Below are 18,257 nucleotides of genomic sequence, written 5' to 3' on the forward strand. Positions count from 1 at the left end.
ATGATGAATCTCAGAGAAATTCACAGGAAGATATTGGCACTTATGGGCTCAAATTATGAAAAAATGTATTTGTGTTAGGGGGTATGCGGAATGTGGGTTAATTCCTTTAATAATTGTATTATGCGCAGTTCTCTTGTTTTTTGCTTTAACTTACCCTGATTATCACCGTGAAATGAGTTTAGCAAAAGAACGTATAAAGACAGGTGAAATATTAAAGACTCCTGCTGGAGAAATTGAGTATTCAGTAGAAGGTGAAGGAACTCCAATGCTCCTTTTACATGGAGCTGGAGGCGGCTTTGATCAGGGTCTCTGGATGAAAAAAGTATTTCTTGAAGATAAATATAAATTTATCTCGGTGTCAAGATATGGTTTTCTCCGTTCACCAATTCCAGACAATGCATCAATTAAGAATCAAGCCGCATTATATTCTGCTCTCCTTGATGATCTCAATGTAACAAAAGTCATAGTAGTGGCCGGTTCAGCAGGAGGCGCTTCGGCTATCCAGTTCGCCAATGATTATCCTGAAAAGACTTTAGCTCTAATATTATTATTTGCAGTAAGCGGGCCCGAACCGGAAGGAAGCGAAGAGCCCATCAGTACTAAAATAATTCATCTGATACAGCAATCGGATTATACCTACTGGATTTTTTCTGAATTTATGGAGTCGTCTATTCTTAATTTAATGGGCGTTCCAGAGGATGTCTTTGAAAGTTTCGATCCGGAACAAAAACGATTGGCTAAGGAGATGCTGGATGTGATGCATCCGATGACCCGGAGGTATAAAGGGACAATCAACGACGCAAAGATGCTTTATCTTGAGAATATATCCACTGAAAATATAACTTCACCAACGCTGATATTACATTCTAAAGATGATGCTTTAGTGAATTATGCTCACGCGATAAATTCCCATGATAAAATAAAACAATCAAAATTAATATTATTTGAAACTGGCGGGCATGCAATGTTATCTCAATTGGATGAAGTCAGAAGGAATATAAAAGAGTTTTTAAATATGTCTGGTAATGAAATTTTGGATAGTGAATGAGTATAAAAAGAGCCAAATAAATCAGGAGAAATTGAAATGAAAGACCACAATGAAGAAGCATCAATGAAAAAGACCGCAAGAATTACAGGCATATTATTTATTCTCGGGTTTGCAGGCGTGGTGACCGCTGCGCTTACCGTGCCTATTCTGAATGCTCCGGATTATCTTGTCAAAATCTCCGAAAATGAAAAACAAGTAACCATGGGCGCGTTTTTTCAGTTTATTATGGCTGCTGCATGCGCAGGTATTGGAATTTCGCTGTATCCGGTTTTAAAAAAATATAATGAAGGCCTGGCTCTTGGGGCGGCTGGTTTCCGGATTATCGAGGCAGTATTCCATATTGTTGGTGTGGTCATCCTGTTATTACTGGTGACATTAAGCCAGGAATTCGTAAAAGCCGGAGCTCCGGATTCATCGTATTTTCAAATCGCAGGTGTATTATTACAGGCAGGGATTAAATGGTTGAATGATGTGGTGGTATTGTTAGCCTGGAGCACTGGGGCTATGATGTATTATTATATATTCTATCAAACAAGACTCATTCCCGGATGGTTAGCAGGTTGGGGTATTGTCGGAATCACATTGACCATTATAGGGAGCATATTAGTTTTGTTTCGTTTCATCCCTACGATACAAATCGTTTTTGTTGCCCCTATAGCCTTGCAAGAAATAGTCTTAGCGGTATGGCTGATAACCAAAGGATTCAATCCAACCGCAATCGATGCCGATTCTGCAGGGCAGAAATAAATTAATTTAAATGAAATGATAAAATCAAAAGAGTAAGAGGAAATTTATGAAAGCAATTGTATGCACAGAATATGGACCGCCTGAGGTTCTTCAGGTCAAAGAAGTGGAAAAACCTGCTCCGAAGGACAATGAAGTACTGATAAAAGTATATGCGACATCTGTAAATTACGGGGATCTTTTGGCTCGAAATTTTAAAGATATCTCCCCTCGTAAATTCAATATGCCTTTGCTCATCTGGTTTTTTGCGAAAATGTATTTTGGTTTCTGGAAACCCAGGATAACAATACTTGGGAGTGAGTTTGCGGGGCAAATTGAAGCAACAGGAAAAGACGTTAACCTGTTTAAGAAAGGCGACCAGGTTTTTGGATACCTCGGTCAAAACATGGGTGCTTACGCCGAGTATCTATGTATGCCTGAAGACGGGTGTGTGGCATTAAAACCCGCCAATATGACATATGAGGAAGCCGCCATCGTTCCTTATGGGGCAATAATGGCATTGAATTTGCTTAGAAAAATGAATATCCAGTCAGGACAAAAGATTTTGATCAATGGAGCCAGCGGGGGGATAGGTTCAGCCGCTGTCCAGATTGCAAAATATTATGGGGCAGAAGTTACCGGGGTATGCAGTACCCCGAGATTGGAATTTGTAATATCTCTGGGAGCGAATAAGGTTATTGATTACGCTAAAGAAGATTTTACCCAAAGCCGTGAGACCTATGATCTTATTTTTGACATATTAGGCAAGAGTTCGTTTTCAGGCTGTAAAAACTCGCTGAAGCAAAACGGACGCTATCTTTTAGCCAGCTTTAAGATGAAACAGCTTTTTCAAATGCTGTGGACTTCAATAACTGGTGGCAAGAAAGTGATATGCGCGATTGCGCCAGGGAGTAGGGAAGATTTAAATTCCGTCAAAGAGCTTATTGAGGCGGGAAAGATAAAATCAGTCATTGATAGGCGCTATTCTTTGGAACAGACTGCCGAAGCTCATAGATATGTGGACTCAGGACGCAAAAATGGAAATGTTATAATAACTGTTAAATATAACAATAAAATTTAATAAATTAAGAGAAATTAAAAAGAGAAAAGAAATGAATTCAAACAAAAATATCGCAAGAATTACAGGAGTATTGTTTATTATTGCGACAGTTGCATCTCTACTGGGTAGTGGTCTTACGGGATCAGTCGTGGGTGCTCCTGACTACCTCGTTCAGATTGCTGCAAACAAGAACCTGGTAGTGCTGGGAGCTCTTTTCACGTTTGTCGCGGCTGCCGGAAGTGCCGGCATCGCGATTTCGCTGTACCCTGTCTTACGGAAATACAATGAAGGGCTAGCTATCGGGTCAGTTGGTTTCAGGCTTATTGAGGCGGTGTTCTATATTGTGAGTGCACTCGGCTTGCTTTCTCTGCTGTCATTAAGCCAGGAATATGCGGGCGCAGGGCCTCAAGCTGTTCCAACCTTTCAAGTCCTGGGCACCTCGATTCTGGCAATGCGTGTTTGGGCGGGTTTCGTGCTTGCAGTGATTGCCTTCTGCCTGGGTGCGGCTATGTACTACTATGTTATGTATCGATTTAGACTCATCCCTCGATGGCTATCAGTCTGGGGTCTGGTCGCGCTCGCATTGTTGCTCTTGATGACTCTATTGATCGCATTCGGCGAAAGGATTTCAGGACCTTCAGGCATGCAGATGTTGTTGGTTCTCCCGATCTTTGTGCAGGAAATGGTTCTGGCGGTATGGTTGATCGTTAAAGGATTCAATTCACCAGCAATCGAAGCCGAACCAAAAAACAACTGAAATGGAAGATGTGTAATATGAATACAAAAAAAATAACCACCGAATTGGAAGACATGAAAATAGGTGTAAAGATGAAGCTTTCAGCGCTATGGGCAGCCGTAATGTTCTGTTTTATATATGGGGATATTTTTTCACATTATAAGCCCGGAGTAATTGCAGATATGATGGCGGGGAAAATAGGGCCTTTTCCCGTGTCACAGGAATCGTTGTTGGGACTCTCATTATTCATGGCAGTTCCGGGCGTTATGGTTTTCCTGTCCCTGGCATTGAAGCCTAAAGTGAATCGTTGGACAAATATTGTCCTGGGTGTAATCTATATAATTACTAATTCCTTGTCAGCATTTACAGACTCTTGGGCTTTCTTCATAGTTTTGGGTGTTATAGAAGGAGCGCTTCTTGCACTGATTGTCTGGTATGCCTGGAAATGGCCTGAACAAGAAAGTGTCGTCAATACTAAAATTTAATAATTTATGATAAATTAAAATGACAACCAAAATGAGTTCAGAAAGAAAAACAGCGATAATCGTGGGAGTGTTATATATCATTGGAACGATTGCTGGTATACTAAGTAAAATCGTCTCGTGGGGGTTTCTGGACACTCCGGATTACCTCAACACAATAGCCTCAAATGCAAGTCGAGCCCAGTTAACAGCTTTTCTTATTTTGGTCATGGGATTTTCACTCGCCATGATGCCGGCGGTGATGTTTCCGATCCTCAGGAGAAAGAACGAGGCTTTAGCTGTCGGGTATGTCATCTTCAGAGGGGGGCTGGAGACATTCACATATATTGCATCGGCGATTTGCTGGCTTTCCCTGGTCGTAGTGGCCCGACAATATGTAGACTCCGGGGCTGTAACCGCGACCCAGTTTGCCAGTCATGGGATTCTGTTGGTCAAAACAATTGGTATATTCGACGGGATCCTGAGCATCGTCTTTAGCCTCGGCCTCCTGATGTTCTACTCGGCGCTGTACCAAGCGAGACTCATTCCGCGATGGATATCCGGTTGGGGTCTTATTGGAGTCATATTGTATTTTGCGTCTGGCCTATTGATGATGCCCGGACTTATCACGTCGACGACCAATGACGTTTTACAGCTCCCCATATTTTTGCAGGAAATGTTTTTGGCAGTATGGCTGATCGTGAAAGGGTTCGATCCATCGGCAATCGCTTCTCTGTCTGCAAAAACCGATACAAACGAGGTAAAATAACAAAATCAAAGTAAATTGGAGGAATAATCATGAAAGCAATTGTACACACAAAATACGGGCCACCGGATGAACTACAGCTCAAAGAGGTGGAAAAACCTATCCCTGAGGACAATGAAGTACTGATAAAAATACACGCAACAACAGTAACAACTACGGATTGCAACGTCCGCAACTTCACATTTGTACCTGAATCGTTCAGATTCCCGGCACGGATGAATTTTGGTTTAAGGAAACCAAAAATAAATATACTGGGGATTGATTTAGCAGGAGAAATTGAAGCGGTTGGCAAAAAGGTAAAACTATTTAAAGAAGGCGACCGGGTTTTTGGATCATCCGGTACTAAATTTGGCGGCCATGCAGAGTACATATGTATATCTGAAGATGGGGTGCTGGCAATAAAACCGGCTAATATGACATATGAGGAAGCTGCAGCCATTCCTTTAGCAGGGAATACTGCACTGTTTTTTATAAGAGATCTGGGAAAAGTCCAGGCCGGACAAAAAATACTTATCCATGGCGCTTCCGGAGCTATCGGTACTTATGCAGTTCAACTTGCCAGGTATTATGGAGCAGAAGTTACCGGGGTCTGCAGTGCCACGAATGCAGAAATGGTAAAATCTTTAGGCGCGGATAAGGTAATTGATTATACTAAAGAGGATTTTACCAGAAGTGGTGAGACTTATGATGTTATTTTTGATGTGGTAGGCAAGATTACGTTCTCACAATGTAAAAGCTCGTTAAAACAAAAGGGAATTTATCTTGAAAATTTGCTTCAACTGCAGGATATTCCAAAAATAATCTGGACCTCAATTACCGGCGGTAAGAAAATTAAGGGCGGGATATCAATCGAAAGTGTTGAAAATCTAAATTTCTTCTTAGAACTTATTAAATCGGGAAAGTTAAAACCGGTTATAGATAGAAGCTATCCGCTGGAACAGACGGCCGAAGCTTTCAAGTATGTCGAAAAAGGACACAAAAAGGGAACTGTAGTAATAACTGTGGGGCATAATGACTAAACATGACAAATCAGGAGGAATTGAAATACCAGGTCATACCGAAGAAGCATCACAACGAAAAGCTGCAAAAGTCGCAGGCTTGATGTTCCTGTTTATCGTAATAGGCTGGACCCTTAACTGGACTCTTATAGACTCCAAACTTATTGTAGCAGGAAATGTCACAGCTACAGTCAATAACATAATGGCCAATGAGTTGCTATTTCGTATCGGCATTACTAACCAGCTAATCTTCTCTATCAGCGGGGTAGTATTGGCTCTTGCTCTGTATATAATACTCAAACCCGTAAACAAAAATCTTGCTTTGCTTGCGCTTTTCTTGAAATTGACAGAAGCCATCCTGGGAGCAGTTATTGCACTTGGCAGTTTTATTGCTTTGCTGATTTTAAACGGCCAAGCTTCTTTGACAGCATTTGAACAGGAATATATACAAGCCCTCGTCGGATTATTTCTCAATGGGCGTATTTCTATATCTGCTATTCCCATGGTATTTCTTGGGCTCAATTTGATGGTATTTTTTTATTTATTACTCAAGTCGAAATACATTCCCGGTATATTAGCCAGTTTTGGAATTCTTTCGTATGCGCTTATTTTCATGTATGCATTAATAACTATTCTTTCGCCGAATTACGCAGCGATAATGATAATTCAAATAATTTCCTGGGCACCGAGCGTTATTTTTGAACTAATAATTGGCTTATGGCTTCTGATTAAAGGAGTAAACGTAGAGCAGAGGGATATAATAAATGAATAAATCTGAAAAGTTCTGGGATAGGATGGCGAAGTATTTTGATAGGGAAGAAAAAGAAGATGAATCGACTAATGTTAAGATTATTGAAAAAACCAGAAACCGACTTAAAATTAGTGATAATGTTTTAGATTATGGGTGTGGAACAGGAACAGCAGCCATTGAGATTGCGGGCAGTGTGAAATCAGTCTATGGTATTGATATCTCATCCAAAATGATTGAAGCTGCGAAAAGAAAAACTGTAGAACGTAAAGTTAAAAACATAGATTTCGCGCAAACAACAATATTTGATGAAAAATTAATAAAAGGGTCCTTTGATGTAATTTTATGTTTCTACCTGCTCCATTTAGTGGAAGATAAGCCTAAGGTTATGCAAAGGATAAATGAATTATTGAAACCGGGTGGATTGATTATTTCTGCAACACCGTGTATGAGAGGGACATTTTTAGGAGTTCTGTTATCGCCTGTGAGCAAAATCGGATTAATTCCTCCGATCACATTATTTAAGATATCTGAATTAAAAGATTTAATGACTGATGGAAATTTCGAAATTGTTGAAACTGAATGTTTGAATCAAAGCGGACAACAATATTTCGTTGTAGCAAAGAAGAAATAGAAAATATAATAACAAAACCATATAAAATTGGAAGAAAATTTATGAAAGCAATTATATATACAAAATATGGGCCGCCGGAAGTTCTTCAACTCAAAGAGGTTGAAAAACCTGCGCCCAAGGACAATGAAGTACTGATAAAAGTGTATACAACAACGGTAACCAGAGGAGATTCCAGAATGCGAAGCTTCATAGTTCCAATTTTAATGTGGCTCCCGGCTAGAATATATCTGGGTATCAGAAAACCCAAAAGAGCTATCCTCGGAATGTCGCTGGCCGGGAAAATAGAATCCGTGGGAAAAAACGTAACAAAATTCAAGAAAGGGGACCTCGTTTTTGCGTCTACCTTCAAGGAGAATTTCGGTGGATATGCCGAATATAAATCCATGCCAGAAAATGGAATGGTATTTATAAAACCCTCTAATGTGTCCTTTGAAGAAGCCGCTGCAATTCCGGGAGGTAGCAATATGGCATTGAGATTTCTTAGAAAAGGCAATATCCAAAAAGGACAGAAAGTGCTTATTTATGGAGCTTCTGGAGCGGTCGGTACTTATGCAGTACAGCTTTCCAGGTACTTTGGGGCAGAAGTCACCGGGGTATGCAGTACCACAAATTTGGAATTGGTAAAATCTCTGGGAGCCGATAAGGTAATTGATTACACTAAAGAGGATTTTACCAAAAATGGTGAGACTTATGATGTTGTTTTCGATGCAGTAAGTAAAACAACTTCTCGGCAAGTTAAAAAATCGCTTAAAAAGAATGGAATCTATCTTAATGTTCATGATTCATCTGACCATGATGGTGAAAAAACTGAAGAGTATCTATTCATCAACGAGCTTATTGAGGCAGGGAAGATAAAACCGGTTATCGATAGAGTTTATCCGCTGGAGCAAATGGTCGAAGCTCACAGGTATGTGGACAAAGGCCACAAAAAAGGAAATGTAGTGATAACTGTGGGACACAACAATAAAAAAGAGAAATAAAAATGAATACTGAAGTTAATGCAAAGATGCAGAAGGAGTAAAATAGTGATCGCAAAATGGCAAAGCGCATAGTAGAACATGACGGCAAGTTCGCCACGAATACCCTCATATTGTCTATCCTACTGGGAACACTTCTTGTTGGGCTTATGATTTTTTCACCTGAATCACTGCTTTACATCCTGGGGTTTATAAAGGGTTCAGATAATCACATTAATGTACAACCCTCACGAGCTAATAATTATGTTCCTGAAAGATCAACTCCCTATCCTTTCCCAGGTACAAATCAAAAGATATACACCAATTCCATCGGCATGGAGTTCGTGCTGATCCCGGCAGGCGAATTCGATATGGGTTCGCCATCTGATGAATGGGACAGGCATGGTCGTGAAAGTCCTATCCATAAAGTGAATATCTCCTATGGATTCTACTTGGGCAAATATGAAGTTACACAGAAGCAGTGGCATGAGGTCATGGGAGACGATCCTTCTTTATTCAAGAGTGACGACCGGCCTGTTGAGAGTGTTTCATGGAATCAAGTTCAGGAATTTATCAACAAGCTAAATGCAAAAGAAGGTACGGACAGGTATCGCCTGCCTTCAGAAGCAGAATGGGAATATGCGGCGCGTGCTGGAACCACCACTTCCTATTCATTTGGTGAATGGAAGTTAACAGTGGAGGTGCAAGGTCTGGTACTCTCATGCATTTCTTGCTCACCCCAATCATCTAGTGAAAGGGGGTTAATAGCGGAGGAAGGTGAGTTTGTTAATATAGAAACCACATTGGAGAAAATAAGAAGAGCTAATGAATTAATGCTTGATGGGTATGCGTGGCATAAAGGTAACTCAGGTGGTGAAACACAACCTGTCGGTCAAAAGAAGCCAAATCCGTGGGGCCTGTACGACATACACGGAAATGTCTGGGAATGGGTACAGGATTCGTATCATAGTGATTACAAAATTACTCCAACCGATGGAAGTGCCTGGGAAGGTGGAGATGGCTGGTTATGGGACATTTTTGGCTCGAAACGGGTATTTCGGGGCGGTAGCTGGTATGGCGCTAATTGCTGTAGATCAGCGCTTCGGAATTACCGAGCCCCTGACGAACGCAACCAAGCCCTGGGTTTTCGTCTTCTGATGTCTCAACAGCTTGATTTGTCAACTTAGGGAACTTACTGAAAAAAGGATGGAAAGTTACAGGAGATTAAAATGAACAATTTAGAGGAAGCTAATATGACAAATATAATAAAGGTGAAGAAAATGAATTCAGACAGAAAAACAGCGATAATTGTGGGTGTGTTATTCCTTTTTGGGTTTGCAGGCGTATTCAGCGCTGTTATTTTGAAACCCATACTGGATGACCCAAATCTTCTTATTAATTTGACCAGGAACAAAAATCTGGTGATGTTGGGGGCGTTCCTCGAGTTAGTTATGGCATTTGCATGCGCGAACATTGCAATCTGGCTGTATCCAGTCTTAAAAAGACATAACAAGTTCTTGGCTCTTGGAGCTGTTGGTTCCCGAATTATTGAGAACGTATTCCAGATTGTTGCTGCGCTCGGCCTGCTATTATTATTGACATTAAGCCAGGAAGCTGTAAAAGCAGACGCTCCTGCTGTTTCCACTTTTCAAATCGCAGTTGCTTTGCTGCTCGCAGTGCGTTTTTGGGTACCTTTAGTGTTGGCGCAAATCGCTTTTTGCCTGGGCGCTTTAATGTATTACTATGTATTTTACCAATCAAAACTCATTCCAGGGTGGCTGTCAGGTTGGGGTATTGTTGCGATCATATTGCATTTGACTTCAGTCTTCTTGGTGATGTTCCTTCAAATTGATCCCTTTTCGGGGTCACCAATCATATTATTGAGTATACCCATATTTTTCCAGGAACTGACTCTCGCAGCATGGCTGATCGTTAAAGGATTCAATCCAGTTGCACTTGCTTCTGGGGCTGCTAAAGTAGATATGAACTAAGGAGATAAAAAATGAATTCAATTAACAATACTTCAAAAATGCTAAAAGCAGGTTCAAGATTTCTTTCCTTATGGTGCGGCCTCAATTTTTTTCTCTCCTCCTTGATACTGATCATTGTCGTCTTTCACTTTGGAAACTCACCGCTTCTGGGAATGGTGTTTGAAAAATCTGAAATCGCTAGCCTGGATTCCAAGGTCATTACATCGCTCAATGCTTTGACGATCCTGTACAACTCTTATGCGATTGCCCTCTCAGTACTGGCTTGGTCTGTTATCCGGTTAAGTCTAAGCAAAGGCCAAAAATGGGCATTTTGGGCGTTGTTGATTACGATTGGCTTTGTCGAGATATTTGCCTTCATCGCCTCCGCACCCATCGAAAATGTGAGATGGCAGGTGAATGTTGTTCTGAGCGCTTTATACGCTGTGGGCATTGGCCTGTCGGGCTATTCCCTGTTCAAAGGAGATAAAGAATGAAAGCGATTATATGCACAAAATACGGACCGCCGGAGGTTCTTCAGCTCAAAGAGGTGGAGAAACCTACGCCCAGAGACAATGAAGTCCTGATAAAAGTCCATGCGGCAGCAGTAACAGTCTCGGACTGTATAGTTCGAAGCGGCAAAGTAAATCTCTTGCTATGGATCCCCATGCGAATATTCGTTGGTTTCGGAAGACCAAGAAAACCTGTACTTGGGTTAGAATTAGCCGGAGAAATTGATGCAATAGGCAAAGATGTAAAACGATTTAAGAAAGGTGACCGGATTTTTGCATTTACCGGCAAGCGTTTTGGTGCTTATGCCGAATACACATGTCTGCCCGAAGACGGATTGTGTATGCCTGCTGACTGTATTATGGCATTAAAACCCTCCAATGTGACCTATGAGGAAGCCGCAGCTGTTCCTTCCAGGGGAACTTTAGCATTGTATTTTCTAAAGAAAGGAAATATCCGGGACGGACAAAAAGTTCTTATCTATGGAGCATCCGGAGGGGTGGGTACATTTGCGGTACAGCTTGCCAGGTACTTTGGGGCAGAAGTTACCGGGGTATGCAGCACCACAAATTTGGAGTTGGTGAAATCTCTGGGAGCAGATAAGGTAATTGATTACACAAAAGAAGATTTTACGAATAAGGCAGAATCTTATGATCTTATTTTTGATGCCGTTGGAAAAAGATATAGCTCAAAACTTCAGTGCAAAAAAGCGTTAACTCCGAACGGGAAATACATTTCAGTCGATGATGAACATCCAAAGATATATGTTGAAGATTTAATTTTACTCAAAGAGCTTATTGAAGCGGGGAAAATAAAGGCGATCATTGACAGATGCTATCCTCTGGAGCAGATTGTCGAAGCTCACCGGTATGTGGAAAAAGGACATAAAAGGGGAAATATAGTAATAATTGTGGGACATAAGAAAAAAAGATAAAAAGTCTCTCATGTCATTTGCGATCCTGGCAAGGTCTGAGAGAATTAAATCTATGGATTTGCCTGTGCAAACATTAAGTAAATATGTTTTTATATGTAATTAATATAGTAATAATAAACACCAACTTGACTATTAATAGACAAGTTTAAGTATTTTGACGTAAATGGGTGATGTATGGAAACTAAAATTGAACTTCAGGACGTCTGGAAAATTTATCGCATGGGTGAGTTTGACGTACCAGCTCTTGCAGGAATAGACCTGACAATCAAGGCACGTGAATTCGTAGCTATAACAGGGCCAAGCGGCTGCGGCAAATCAACAATGCTAAATATGATAGGTTGTCTTGATATGCCAACACGCGGAAAAGTTTTGCTTGAGGATAAAGATATAACGGGATTTAAAAGTGACGAACTGGCGCGGGTAAGAGGTAAAAAGATCGGATTCATATTCCAGACTTTTAACCTGTATCCAACCCTGACAGCTCTTGAAAATATCCGGCTGCCTATGAGGATCCATGAAATTCCTGAGCCGGAGGTAGAAGACACATCCAAAAAACTTCTTGACATGGTTGGATTATCAGAACGAGCAAACCATTTTCCTTCCCAGCTATCGGGCGGACAGCAGCAAAGAGTGGCGGTTGCAAGGGCGCTATCGACAGGTCCATCCATCCTCCTTGCAGACGAACCTACAGGGAATCTTGATACGAAATCAGGAGGCGAAGTTATGGATGTTTTTAAACAATTGAACCGTGAGGGAATAACTACAGTAATGATAACACATGACCCAAAAATTGCAGGATCTGCAGGAAGAATTGTAAAAATGCTTGATGGAAAAATAGTAGGTGGAATATGAATAAATTCAATATAATTTTAATAATCGTATCGACATTAATGATAGCACAGGCTGCATCGGCAGCCTCTAATTATCTTGTGACCGAGAGCGCGCCTGTGTATCCCGGAGATACCACGTATGTTTATGTACCGATACAGAACAAAGGATTTGGGAACTTTATGGAGGATGTTACAGTACAACTTGCACCAAAGGACAACGCATCTGCCAATGCTGTAACGCTCCTTAATGATATATATTCACTTGGAACTATTAATGATTGGGGCGATCAGCGAACTGCAAAGTTCAGGATATATGTGAATCCTGATGTGGTGGAAGGGGATTATTATTTTAATGTTTTTATTACCTACAGGGGATTGCAGACAGACATCTCTAATCCGCAGGCCAGAGCCACAACCAAACTGGATGATCAGGTATTGAACATCAGGGGAAGGCCCATGATAATGCTTGTAAATTCAACGATCGGTACCGTGGCACCGGGGAGCAAGAACACAGAAACAATAACATTTAAAAATACTGGCACAGGTACGGTACAGAACGCTGTTGCCGAAATAAATATTGCGAGTACGAATGCACCGTTTTCTGTACTCGGGGGTGGAAGGCAATTTTCCCTGGGTACTATGAAATCAGGGGATATTGCATCGATAACATTCGATCTTGCCGTAGATGTAGCAGCAAATGCTGGAGTATATAATATTCCGGTAAAGATCATCGGACAGAACAATTATTCAACTGATACTCTCATCGGACTGGTCGTTGCAGGTATAACCGATTTTGAAATAAGCTACGTGGAGACCCTGGGCTCATTTTCGCTCAACGTCGCCAATGTCGGGATAAGCTCTGCAAACGCAGTAGCTGTCACCCTGCCGCGCCAGGAAAATTTCTCGATAGCAGGGAGCAGTACGTCGGTTATTGGCAATTTAAATTCCGGTGATTATACGTCCGCAATATTCCAGATCGCGAAAACAGCCGGAGCAGGAAACGGTCTTGAACTGGAGATACAATATACCGACACCAGCGGGCAGAGACACAGGATCCCGAGATATCTTAATGTGGAATTATCCTCACCCGGATCACAGGCAGGGAACACGACAGGCGGTACGAATTATACCTTATGGCTGGCGGTTGCAGTAATCATACTGGTAATATACTGGCAGCGTGGGAAAATATCAAACTATTTCAAGAAACCAAAATGAGATAGATTATGAAGACGTTTGATATTTTCGGATTGTCATTAAGCCATATCAGGAAAAGCAAGATGCGAAGCTGGCTTACTATAATCGGGATAGTAATCGGCGTAGCTGCGATAGTGGCTATAATCTCTATCGGTGAGGGTATGCAGGCAAGTGTACAAAAGAGCCTTGGAAGTCTTGGAGGAGACCTTATAACAGTCTATGCGGCATCGACATCGAATCTTACAGATAAAGATGTGAATGTGATCAAACAGGTGCCGGGTATTCTTTACGTAAGTGGGGTGGTTTCTGGCACCTCTGAGATAATATTGGGTAATGAAGAGGCCTCTGTTTCAATACGCGGGATTGATACCACAGTGTGGCGCTCCACAATTACTACTGACCTTGAATCAGGCAGGTATCTCCAGCCCGGGGACTCAAATTCTGTAGTGATTGGATATAGATTGGCTCATGATTTATTTTTGCAGCCGATCACCCAGAATAGGCCGATAACGATCGGGGGAAAAACATTCAAAGTAGTGGGTATTTTTGCCCTGTCAGGTGGAAACTCATTCTTGGGCCAAACTGATAATGACATATATATGCCTGCCGATTCGGCTCGTGATGTTATTACTGACCCTAAGGAGAGAAACCAGTTCTCATACATCACGGTGAAAATTGCAGACCTGAATTTAGCGGATAAGGTGACAGCCGATATTAATCAGAAGCTTATGATGTCCCGCCATGTAAATCCAAGGACAAAGGATTTTACCGCTATTCCTTTTGCATCGATCCAGCAGCAGGTAAGCAGCATCACCCTGGCAATAACAATATTCCTTGGTTCAATTGCGGCTGTTTCGCTTCTTGTGGGCGCTGTGGGTATTGCAAATACTATGTTCATGTCAGTTATGGAGCGCACAAGACAAATCGGATTACTAAAAGCCCTGGGGGCTACTGATAATGAAGTGATGAAACTTTTCCTTATTGAATCAGGATTATTCGGAGTCGTGGGGGGAGTGATAGGAATAACTGTCGGTATTCTGATATCAGTTTTAATAACAGCAATAGGACCTCAGATAATAGGGCCGGGCGGGGCTATGACTACTGTTATCCCTCCATCGCTTATTATCTTCGCGCTTTCTTTTTCGATCATCATGGGTGTGCTTTCAGGAGTTATGCCAGCGAGGAATGCAGCAAAGATGAATCCTGTGGATGCGCTGAGGTTTGAACAATAGAATTAAAATATGAAAGTGGATGAATTTATAAATGAAATCACAAATAAAACCTGTATTCGGTTATAAGATATGCCCGTTTTGCGGTGGAAATGTAGAATACGCAGGAATCAGCAGCGGTCATATATTCCCTGCCATAAATACAGGACAAATGTATGTATGCAGGGAATGCGGCTACCAGGGAGGATTCATAATGGAGGTGGATGATCTTGATGATGCAGGGAAAATCAGGGAAGAGCTAAAGATCAATAGCGATGGGATTAAAACTCCTGCTTACAAACTTCCTGAGAAATGGGTGTGGTTATGGAAGATCTGGCTGGCAATTATGGTTCTTATTTTCTTATCGGAAATAATTGTTCTCATACCTCGAATCATTGAACATGGATAAAGGATCAAAACAGAAAATGAAGATTAATGCAATGGCTACTGATTCCCTATCACGGCGCCGTTTGGTGCTGCCGATCCGTCTGGGCATCGAGCCAATGGAAAGGCTCCTTGTAGCCAGCTTTAAGATGAAACAGCTTTTTCAAATGCTATTGACTTCAATAATAGGCGGCAAGAGAGTACCAAGACATCTTTATAAGGAGGAGATATCTTGATTATTGCAATAATCTGGGAAGATGAAGGCAGTCCCTGGTCATACTGGACTGTTGAAGGGGCTGAATACAACATTGATGTTACACAGATGATAAAAGACAATACAGATCCAGCAAAGGTGATAATATGACAGCAGGTGCCCGATCTCCACGTCAGATATTGCTGCCATTTCGCCTGGACATCGATCCAATGGAAAGACTTCTCGTCGCCGACTTCAAAGACGATCCAGAGTTTAAAGGATTGGAGCCTCAAGTATTCGATGATCCAATCAACGGCAGGGGCATGAGAGTGCTGCGCTACAGAAAGAATGGAAAAGTCGATGTTTACTGGCAGCAGGGTGTCATGGTTGACAGGAGCACGTTAGCAGTTGGCACAGGCATTGAGGACTTTATGGAGACAAACATCGAACCAGCGCGCTTTGAACTTACTGAACGAAGAGTTGATCTTCATGTGGCATTCATCGATGCGCAGGGACGCAAAGTTGAGCTGCGCGTCCATGAGGACATTCATGGGAAGCGCGGTTTCCCGCTGCTTGCGCCGGTTGGCGCGGATGTAGAAAAGCCGCCAAGACTCATGCTTGTATTCATGCCAGATATCGACCTTGTCCGGCGCTCTGGATCTCTTGTGGAAGGAAGAATCGGTGACCGAACCTTGCGCCCCGCGTCTTTGCCAATTCTTTTGAACTGGCAGCGGGTGTGGTTTGTACGCTATGTAGAGAGACCTATCATCGGCATACTGAACCCTCCAATGAGCCGACCCGTGGCAGTCGAACTTCCAACGCCGGGAAGCGCAGATGTTGAAGGGATGACAGTTGTAGCGGATGGAGATGGAAGCGTCACCCGGATCAGCGTCGGACAAGAGCCCCAAAAGGTTGAAGTGGGTTTTTCCCCCAGCTTTCCAAACATACATGAAATCCCATATCGAGGCTCTGTTGCCGGTAAATGGACAATTCACATTGCCGGAGTAAAAATCACTGGCGGTTCATTCAGCGCTTCGCGGACGGGGAATCGTGTGGCTGTTGAACTTGATGTTATCGGGCACTGGAAACCGTCAGGTCTGCCACTTAGCATGGAGATATTCACGCGCTTGATGCCCATGTTTCGCACCTGGCCAGCCACTTACCGATGGAGAGGCATTGTCGAACTTGGCTCGGCGCCGACCATGTCCGGAGCATGGGAGCGAAAAAGGGGATGATGAGCGAATATCTCCACCGTGCCAGGTGCAGCATTATTGTGAAACGCAGTTCCGCAGCTTATTTATAGTTTACATCTAAAATATACTATGGGCGCACTGTTAAAAAACGCATCAGTGGGGCATAATGTATCCGTATATGGGGTGATTATATGAAATACAAATTCAAGAAACAATCAATACAGGAATCATTAAAGTCGAGACAATGGCTGTTTGCCAGACTCTTTATTATTGTTGGTATTATCTTGGCCGGATTGCTTGTTATGCTTGATCCTCTGAAAGTGATCGCTAAAGAACAGCCTTCGGAGATTAAAACCATCACTTTACATTACCTGATAGATGTAAATAGCTACCTTGTAAAAACCGCCGACGGTTATATCCTGATCGACACGGGCTTCTCAACTAAGCGCGCTGATTTTGAAAAGGAGCTTGAAAACGCAGGCTTAAGGCCCGGCAACCTCAAACTTATCGTTTTAACACATGGAGATTTTGACCATACAGGCAATGCCGCCTATCTCCGTAAAAAGTTTGGGACGGAAATAGCGATGCACAATGGCGATTCAGGAATGGTTGAACGCGGAGATATGTTCTGGAACAGAAAAAAAGGCAATATTCTCCTGGGAATGATGGTACCCATCCTCTTCGGTTTTGGCAAATCGGAAAGATTTAAACCCGATCTATATGTCGAGGATGGATACAATCTCTCCGGATATGGATTCGACGCTATAGTTCTTCATACTCCAGGGCACTCAAAAGGTTCTATAGGAATACTGACAGCAAGTGGCGACCTGTTTTGTGGCGATTTATTTCTAAACGAGGACAAACCGGGTCTTAATTCTAATATGGATGATCCAACGGCAGCGAATGCCAGTGTTGAAAAACTGATAGGTTTGCAAATAAATACCGTTTATCCTGGGCATGGAAAGCCCTTCCCGATGGAACTGTTTATAAATCAAGAGGTAATCAAAAGATAACACATTTATTTTTTAACCAATTTGACTATAAATAGACATGTTTAAGTATGAAGTTGCTAATTAAATAGATTGATCAGTTTTCCATGTTTTCATATTATACCATAAGAGGCATCAGAATTGTAATAGGAATAATAGCCCTGTCATTCTTATTGTTTGTAGACAGTGCAGGCGCGGCTATTTCAAACACATCTTCTTACAGGACATATGCACCTGGAGACTTGATACTGTCGGAGGACAGGGTTTATCTTCCATTATATGAGGGCATTTGTGTCTCCTGGGTATGCCCAAAGAACATGATTTTGCTTAAGGAAGGATTGTCTCCCATGACCTCAAGCCACTGTTTCTGTGTAACTTCATGTTTGCCAAGGTAGAACCCGTCAGGGATCTTCACTTATTCTTTTGATTTGAATCCGTACCCGGGAAAGGATATGGGGTCGATTTTTCAGGAACATAATTATTAGTTGGTGAAGGTTGTACGTCACGTGAACCATCTGAACCCGTAATAAACCACAGGATAAAAAGCAATGATTCCGGCGCAAAGATCATAAACCCAACAAGCATTGCACCCAGCACGATCAGCAGTATGAAGATATTTGTGCTGGACTTGCTGTCCTTTTCTGCTTTGCTCTTTATTTTGACGATTTTTTTAGCTATATTTAACTCCATATTTGAATATTGATTCATATACTTAGCTAATATGA

The 18,257-nt window shown here is 42.0% G+C and carries 22 protein-coding genes and 1 pseudogene; 21 read left to right on the forward strand and 2 right to left on the reverse strand.

The annotated features are described in order from the left end of the window. Positions 1–172 precede the first annotated feature (172 nt). The 21 genes from FIB07_14195 to FIB07_14295 all read left to right on the forward strand — a co-directional run bounded on the left by FIB07_14195 (position 173) and on the right by FIB07_14295 (position 17,556). Positions 173–1,048 carry an alpha/beta hydrolase gene (locus FIB07_14195; GenBank protein NJD54005.1) on the forward strand — a complete coding sequence of 292 codons (876 nt, stop codon included), beginning with the start codon at positions 173–175 and terminating at the stop codon, positions 1,046–1,048. A gap of 63 nt (positions 1,049–1,111) precedes the next feature. Beyond that, a complete protein-coding gene (locus FIB07_14200; protein ID NJD54006.1) occupies positions 1,112–1,795 on the forward strand; it encodes a DUF4386 domain-containing protein in 684 nt (227 codons plus the stop codon). A 46-nt stretch (positions 1,796–1,841) separates the two neighbouring features. Then, positions 1,842–2,852: an NAD(P)-dependent alcohol dehydrogenase gene (locus FIB07_14205; GenBank protein ID NJD54007.1), complete on the forward strand. Its 1,011-nt coding sequence runs from the start codon at positions 1,842–1,844 to the stop codon at positions 2,850–2,852. Between the two features lie 31 nt (positions 2,853–2,883). Then, on the forward strand, positions 2,884–3,588 hold the full coding sequence (locus FIB07_14210; protein NJD54008.1) for a DUF4386 domain-containing protein: 705 nt from the start codon (positions 2,884–2,886) through the stop codon (positions 3,586–3,588). Between the two features lie 17 nt (positions 3,589–3,605). Further along, a complete protein-coding gene (locus FIB07_14215) occupies positions 3,606–4,052 on the forward strand; it encodes a hypothetical protein (protein ID NJD54009.1) in 447 nt (148 codons plus the stop codon). A 31-nt stretch (positions 4,053–4,083) separates the two neighbouring features. After that, positions 4,084–4,797 (forward strand): DUF4386 domain-containing protein, encoded by a 714-nt coding sequence (locus tag FIB07_14220; protein NJD54010.1) that lies wholly within the window; start codon positions 4,084–4,086, stop codon positions 4,795–4,797. 29 nt (positions 4,798–4,826) lie between these two features. After that, the gene (locus FIB07_14225) at positions 4,827–5,813 is read left to right on the forward strand and encodes an NAD(P)-dependent alcohol dehydrogenase (GenBank protein ID NJD54011.1); all 987 of its coding nucleotides are present in this window, start codon (positions 4,827–4,829) and stop codon (positions 5,811–5,813) included. After that, positions 5,806–6,564 (forward strand): DUF4386 domain-containing protein, encoded by a 759-nt coding sequence (locus tag FIB07_14230; protein ID NJD54012.1) that lies wholly within the window; start codon positions 5,806–5,808, stop codon positions 6,562–6,564. The genes FIB07_14225 and FIB07_14230 overlap by 8 nt, the downstream gene beginning before the upstream one ends. Continuing rightward, positions 6,557–7,174 (forward strand): class I SAM-dependent methyltransferase, encoded by a 618-nt coding sequence (locus FIB07_14235; protein NJD54013.1) that lies wholly within the window; start codon positions 6,557–6,559, stop codon positions 7,172–7,174. Before FIB07_14230 ends, FIB07_14235 begins: the two co-directional genes overlap by 8 nt. Before the next feature lie 41 nt (positions 7,175–7,215). Continuing rightward, positions 7,216–8,154, forward strand: a complete 939-nt coding sequence (locus tag FIB07_14240; protein NJD54014.1) for an NAD(P)-dependent alcohol dehydrogenase — start codon at positions 7,216–7,218, stop codon at positions 8,152–8,154. A 56-nt stretch (positions 8,155–8,210) separates the two neighbouring features. Continuing rightward, positions 8,211–9,317: a formylglycine-generating enzyme family protein gene (locus FIB07_14245; protein NJD54015.1), complete on the forward strand. Its 1,107-nt coding sequence runs from the start codon at positions 8,211–8,213 to the stop codon at positions 9,315–9,317. A gap of 93 nt (positions 9,318–9,410) precedes the next feature. Continuing rightward, positions 9,411–10,121 (forward strand): DUF4386 domain-containing protein, encoded by a 711-nt coding sequence (locus FIB07_14250; GenBank protein ID NJD54016.1) that lies wholly within the window; start codon positions 9,411–9,413, stop codon positions 10,119–10,121. 11 nt (positions 10,122–10,132) lie between these two features. After that, positions 10,133–10,594 (forward strand): hypothetical protein, encoded by a 462-nt coding sequence (locus FIB07_14255; protein NJD54017.1) that lies wholly within the window; start codon positions 10,133–10,135, stop codon positions 10,592–10,594. Next, entirely contained in the window at positions 10,591–11,541 is a 951-nt protein-coding gene (locus FIB07_14260) for an NAD(P)-dependent alcohol dehydrogenase (protein ID NJD54018.1), read from the forward strand. The genes FIB07_14255 and FIB07_14260 overlap by 4 nt, the downstream gene beginning before the upstream one ends. A gap of 174 nt (positions 11,542–11,715) precedes the next feature. Continuing rightward, positions 11,716–12,393 (forward strand): ABC transporter ATP-binding protein, encoded by a 678-nt coding sequence (locus FIB07_14265; GenBank protein NJD54019.1) that lies wholly within the window; start codon positions 11,716–11,718, stop codon positions 12,391–12,393. Continuing rightward, a complete protein-coding gene (locus tag FIB07_14270) occupies positions 12,390–13,586 on the forward strand; it encodes a hypothetical protein (protein NJD54020.1) in 1,197 nt (398 codons plus the stop codon). Before FIB07_14265 ends, FIB07_14270 begins: the two co-directional genes overlap by 4 nt. A gap of 8 nt (positions 13,587–13,594) precedes the next feature. Continuing rightward, positions 13,595–14,797: an FtsX-like permease family protein gene (locus tag FIB07_14275; GenBank protein ID NJD54021.1), complete on the forward strand. Its 1,203-nt coding sequence runs from the start codon at positions 13,595–13,597 to the stop codon at positions 14,795–14,797. Between the two features lie 31 nt (positions 14,798–14,828). Then, positions 14,829–15,182 carry a hypothetical protein gene (locus FIB07_14280; protein NJD54022.1) on the forward strand — a complete coding sequence of 118 codons (354 nt, stop codon included), beginning with the start codon at positions 14,829–14,831 and terminating at the stop codon, positions 15,180–15,182. Next, positions 15,175–15,393: a hypothetical protein gene (locus FIB07_14285; GenBank protein ID NJD54023.1), complete on the forward strand. Its 219-nt coding sequence runs from the start codon at positions 15,175–15,177 to the stop codon at positions 15,391–15,393. The genes FIB07_14280 and FIB07_14285 overlap by 8 nt, the downstream gene beginning before the upstream one ends. A gap of 124 nt (positions 15,394–15,517) precedes the next feature. Continuing rightward, positions 15,518–16,585, forward strand: a complete 1,068-nt coding sequence (locus tag FIB07_14290) for a hypothetical protein (GenBank protein NJD54024.1) — start codon at positions 15,518–15,520, stop codon at positions 16,583–16,585. A gap of 260 nt (positions 16,586–16,845) precedes the next feature. After that, the gene (locus FIB07_14295) at positions 16,846–17,556 is read left to right on the forward strand and encodes an MBL fold metallo-hydrolase (protein ID NJD54025.1); all 711 of its coding nucleotides are present in this window, start codon (positions 16,846–16,848) and stop codon (positions 17,554–17,556) included. Between the two features lie 307 nt (positions 17,557–17,863). On the opposite strand, the pseudogene FIB07_14300 reads toward FIB07_14295, so the two are convergent. After that, a pseudogene (locus tag FIB07_14300) lies at positions 17,864–17,947 on the reverse strand (formylglycine-generating enzyme family protein). Then, positions 17,944–18,222, reverse strand: a complete 279-nt coding sequence (locus FIB07_14305; GenBank protein ID NJD54026.1) for a hypothetical protein — start codon at positions 18,220–18,222, stop codon at positions 17,944–17,946. Before FIB07_14305 ends, FIB07_14300 begins: the two are co-directional and overlap by 4 nt. Positions 18,223–18,257 lie beyond the last annotated feature (35 nt).

The sequence above is a fragment of the Candidatus Methanoperedens sp. genome, assembly GCA_012026795.1.
GTDB lineage: Archaea > Halobacteriota > Methanosarcinia > Methanosarcinales > Methanoperedenaceae > Methanoperedens.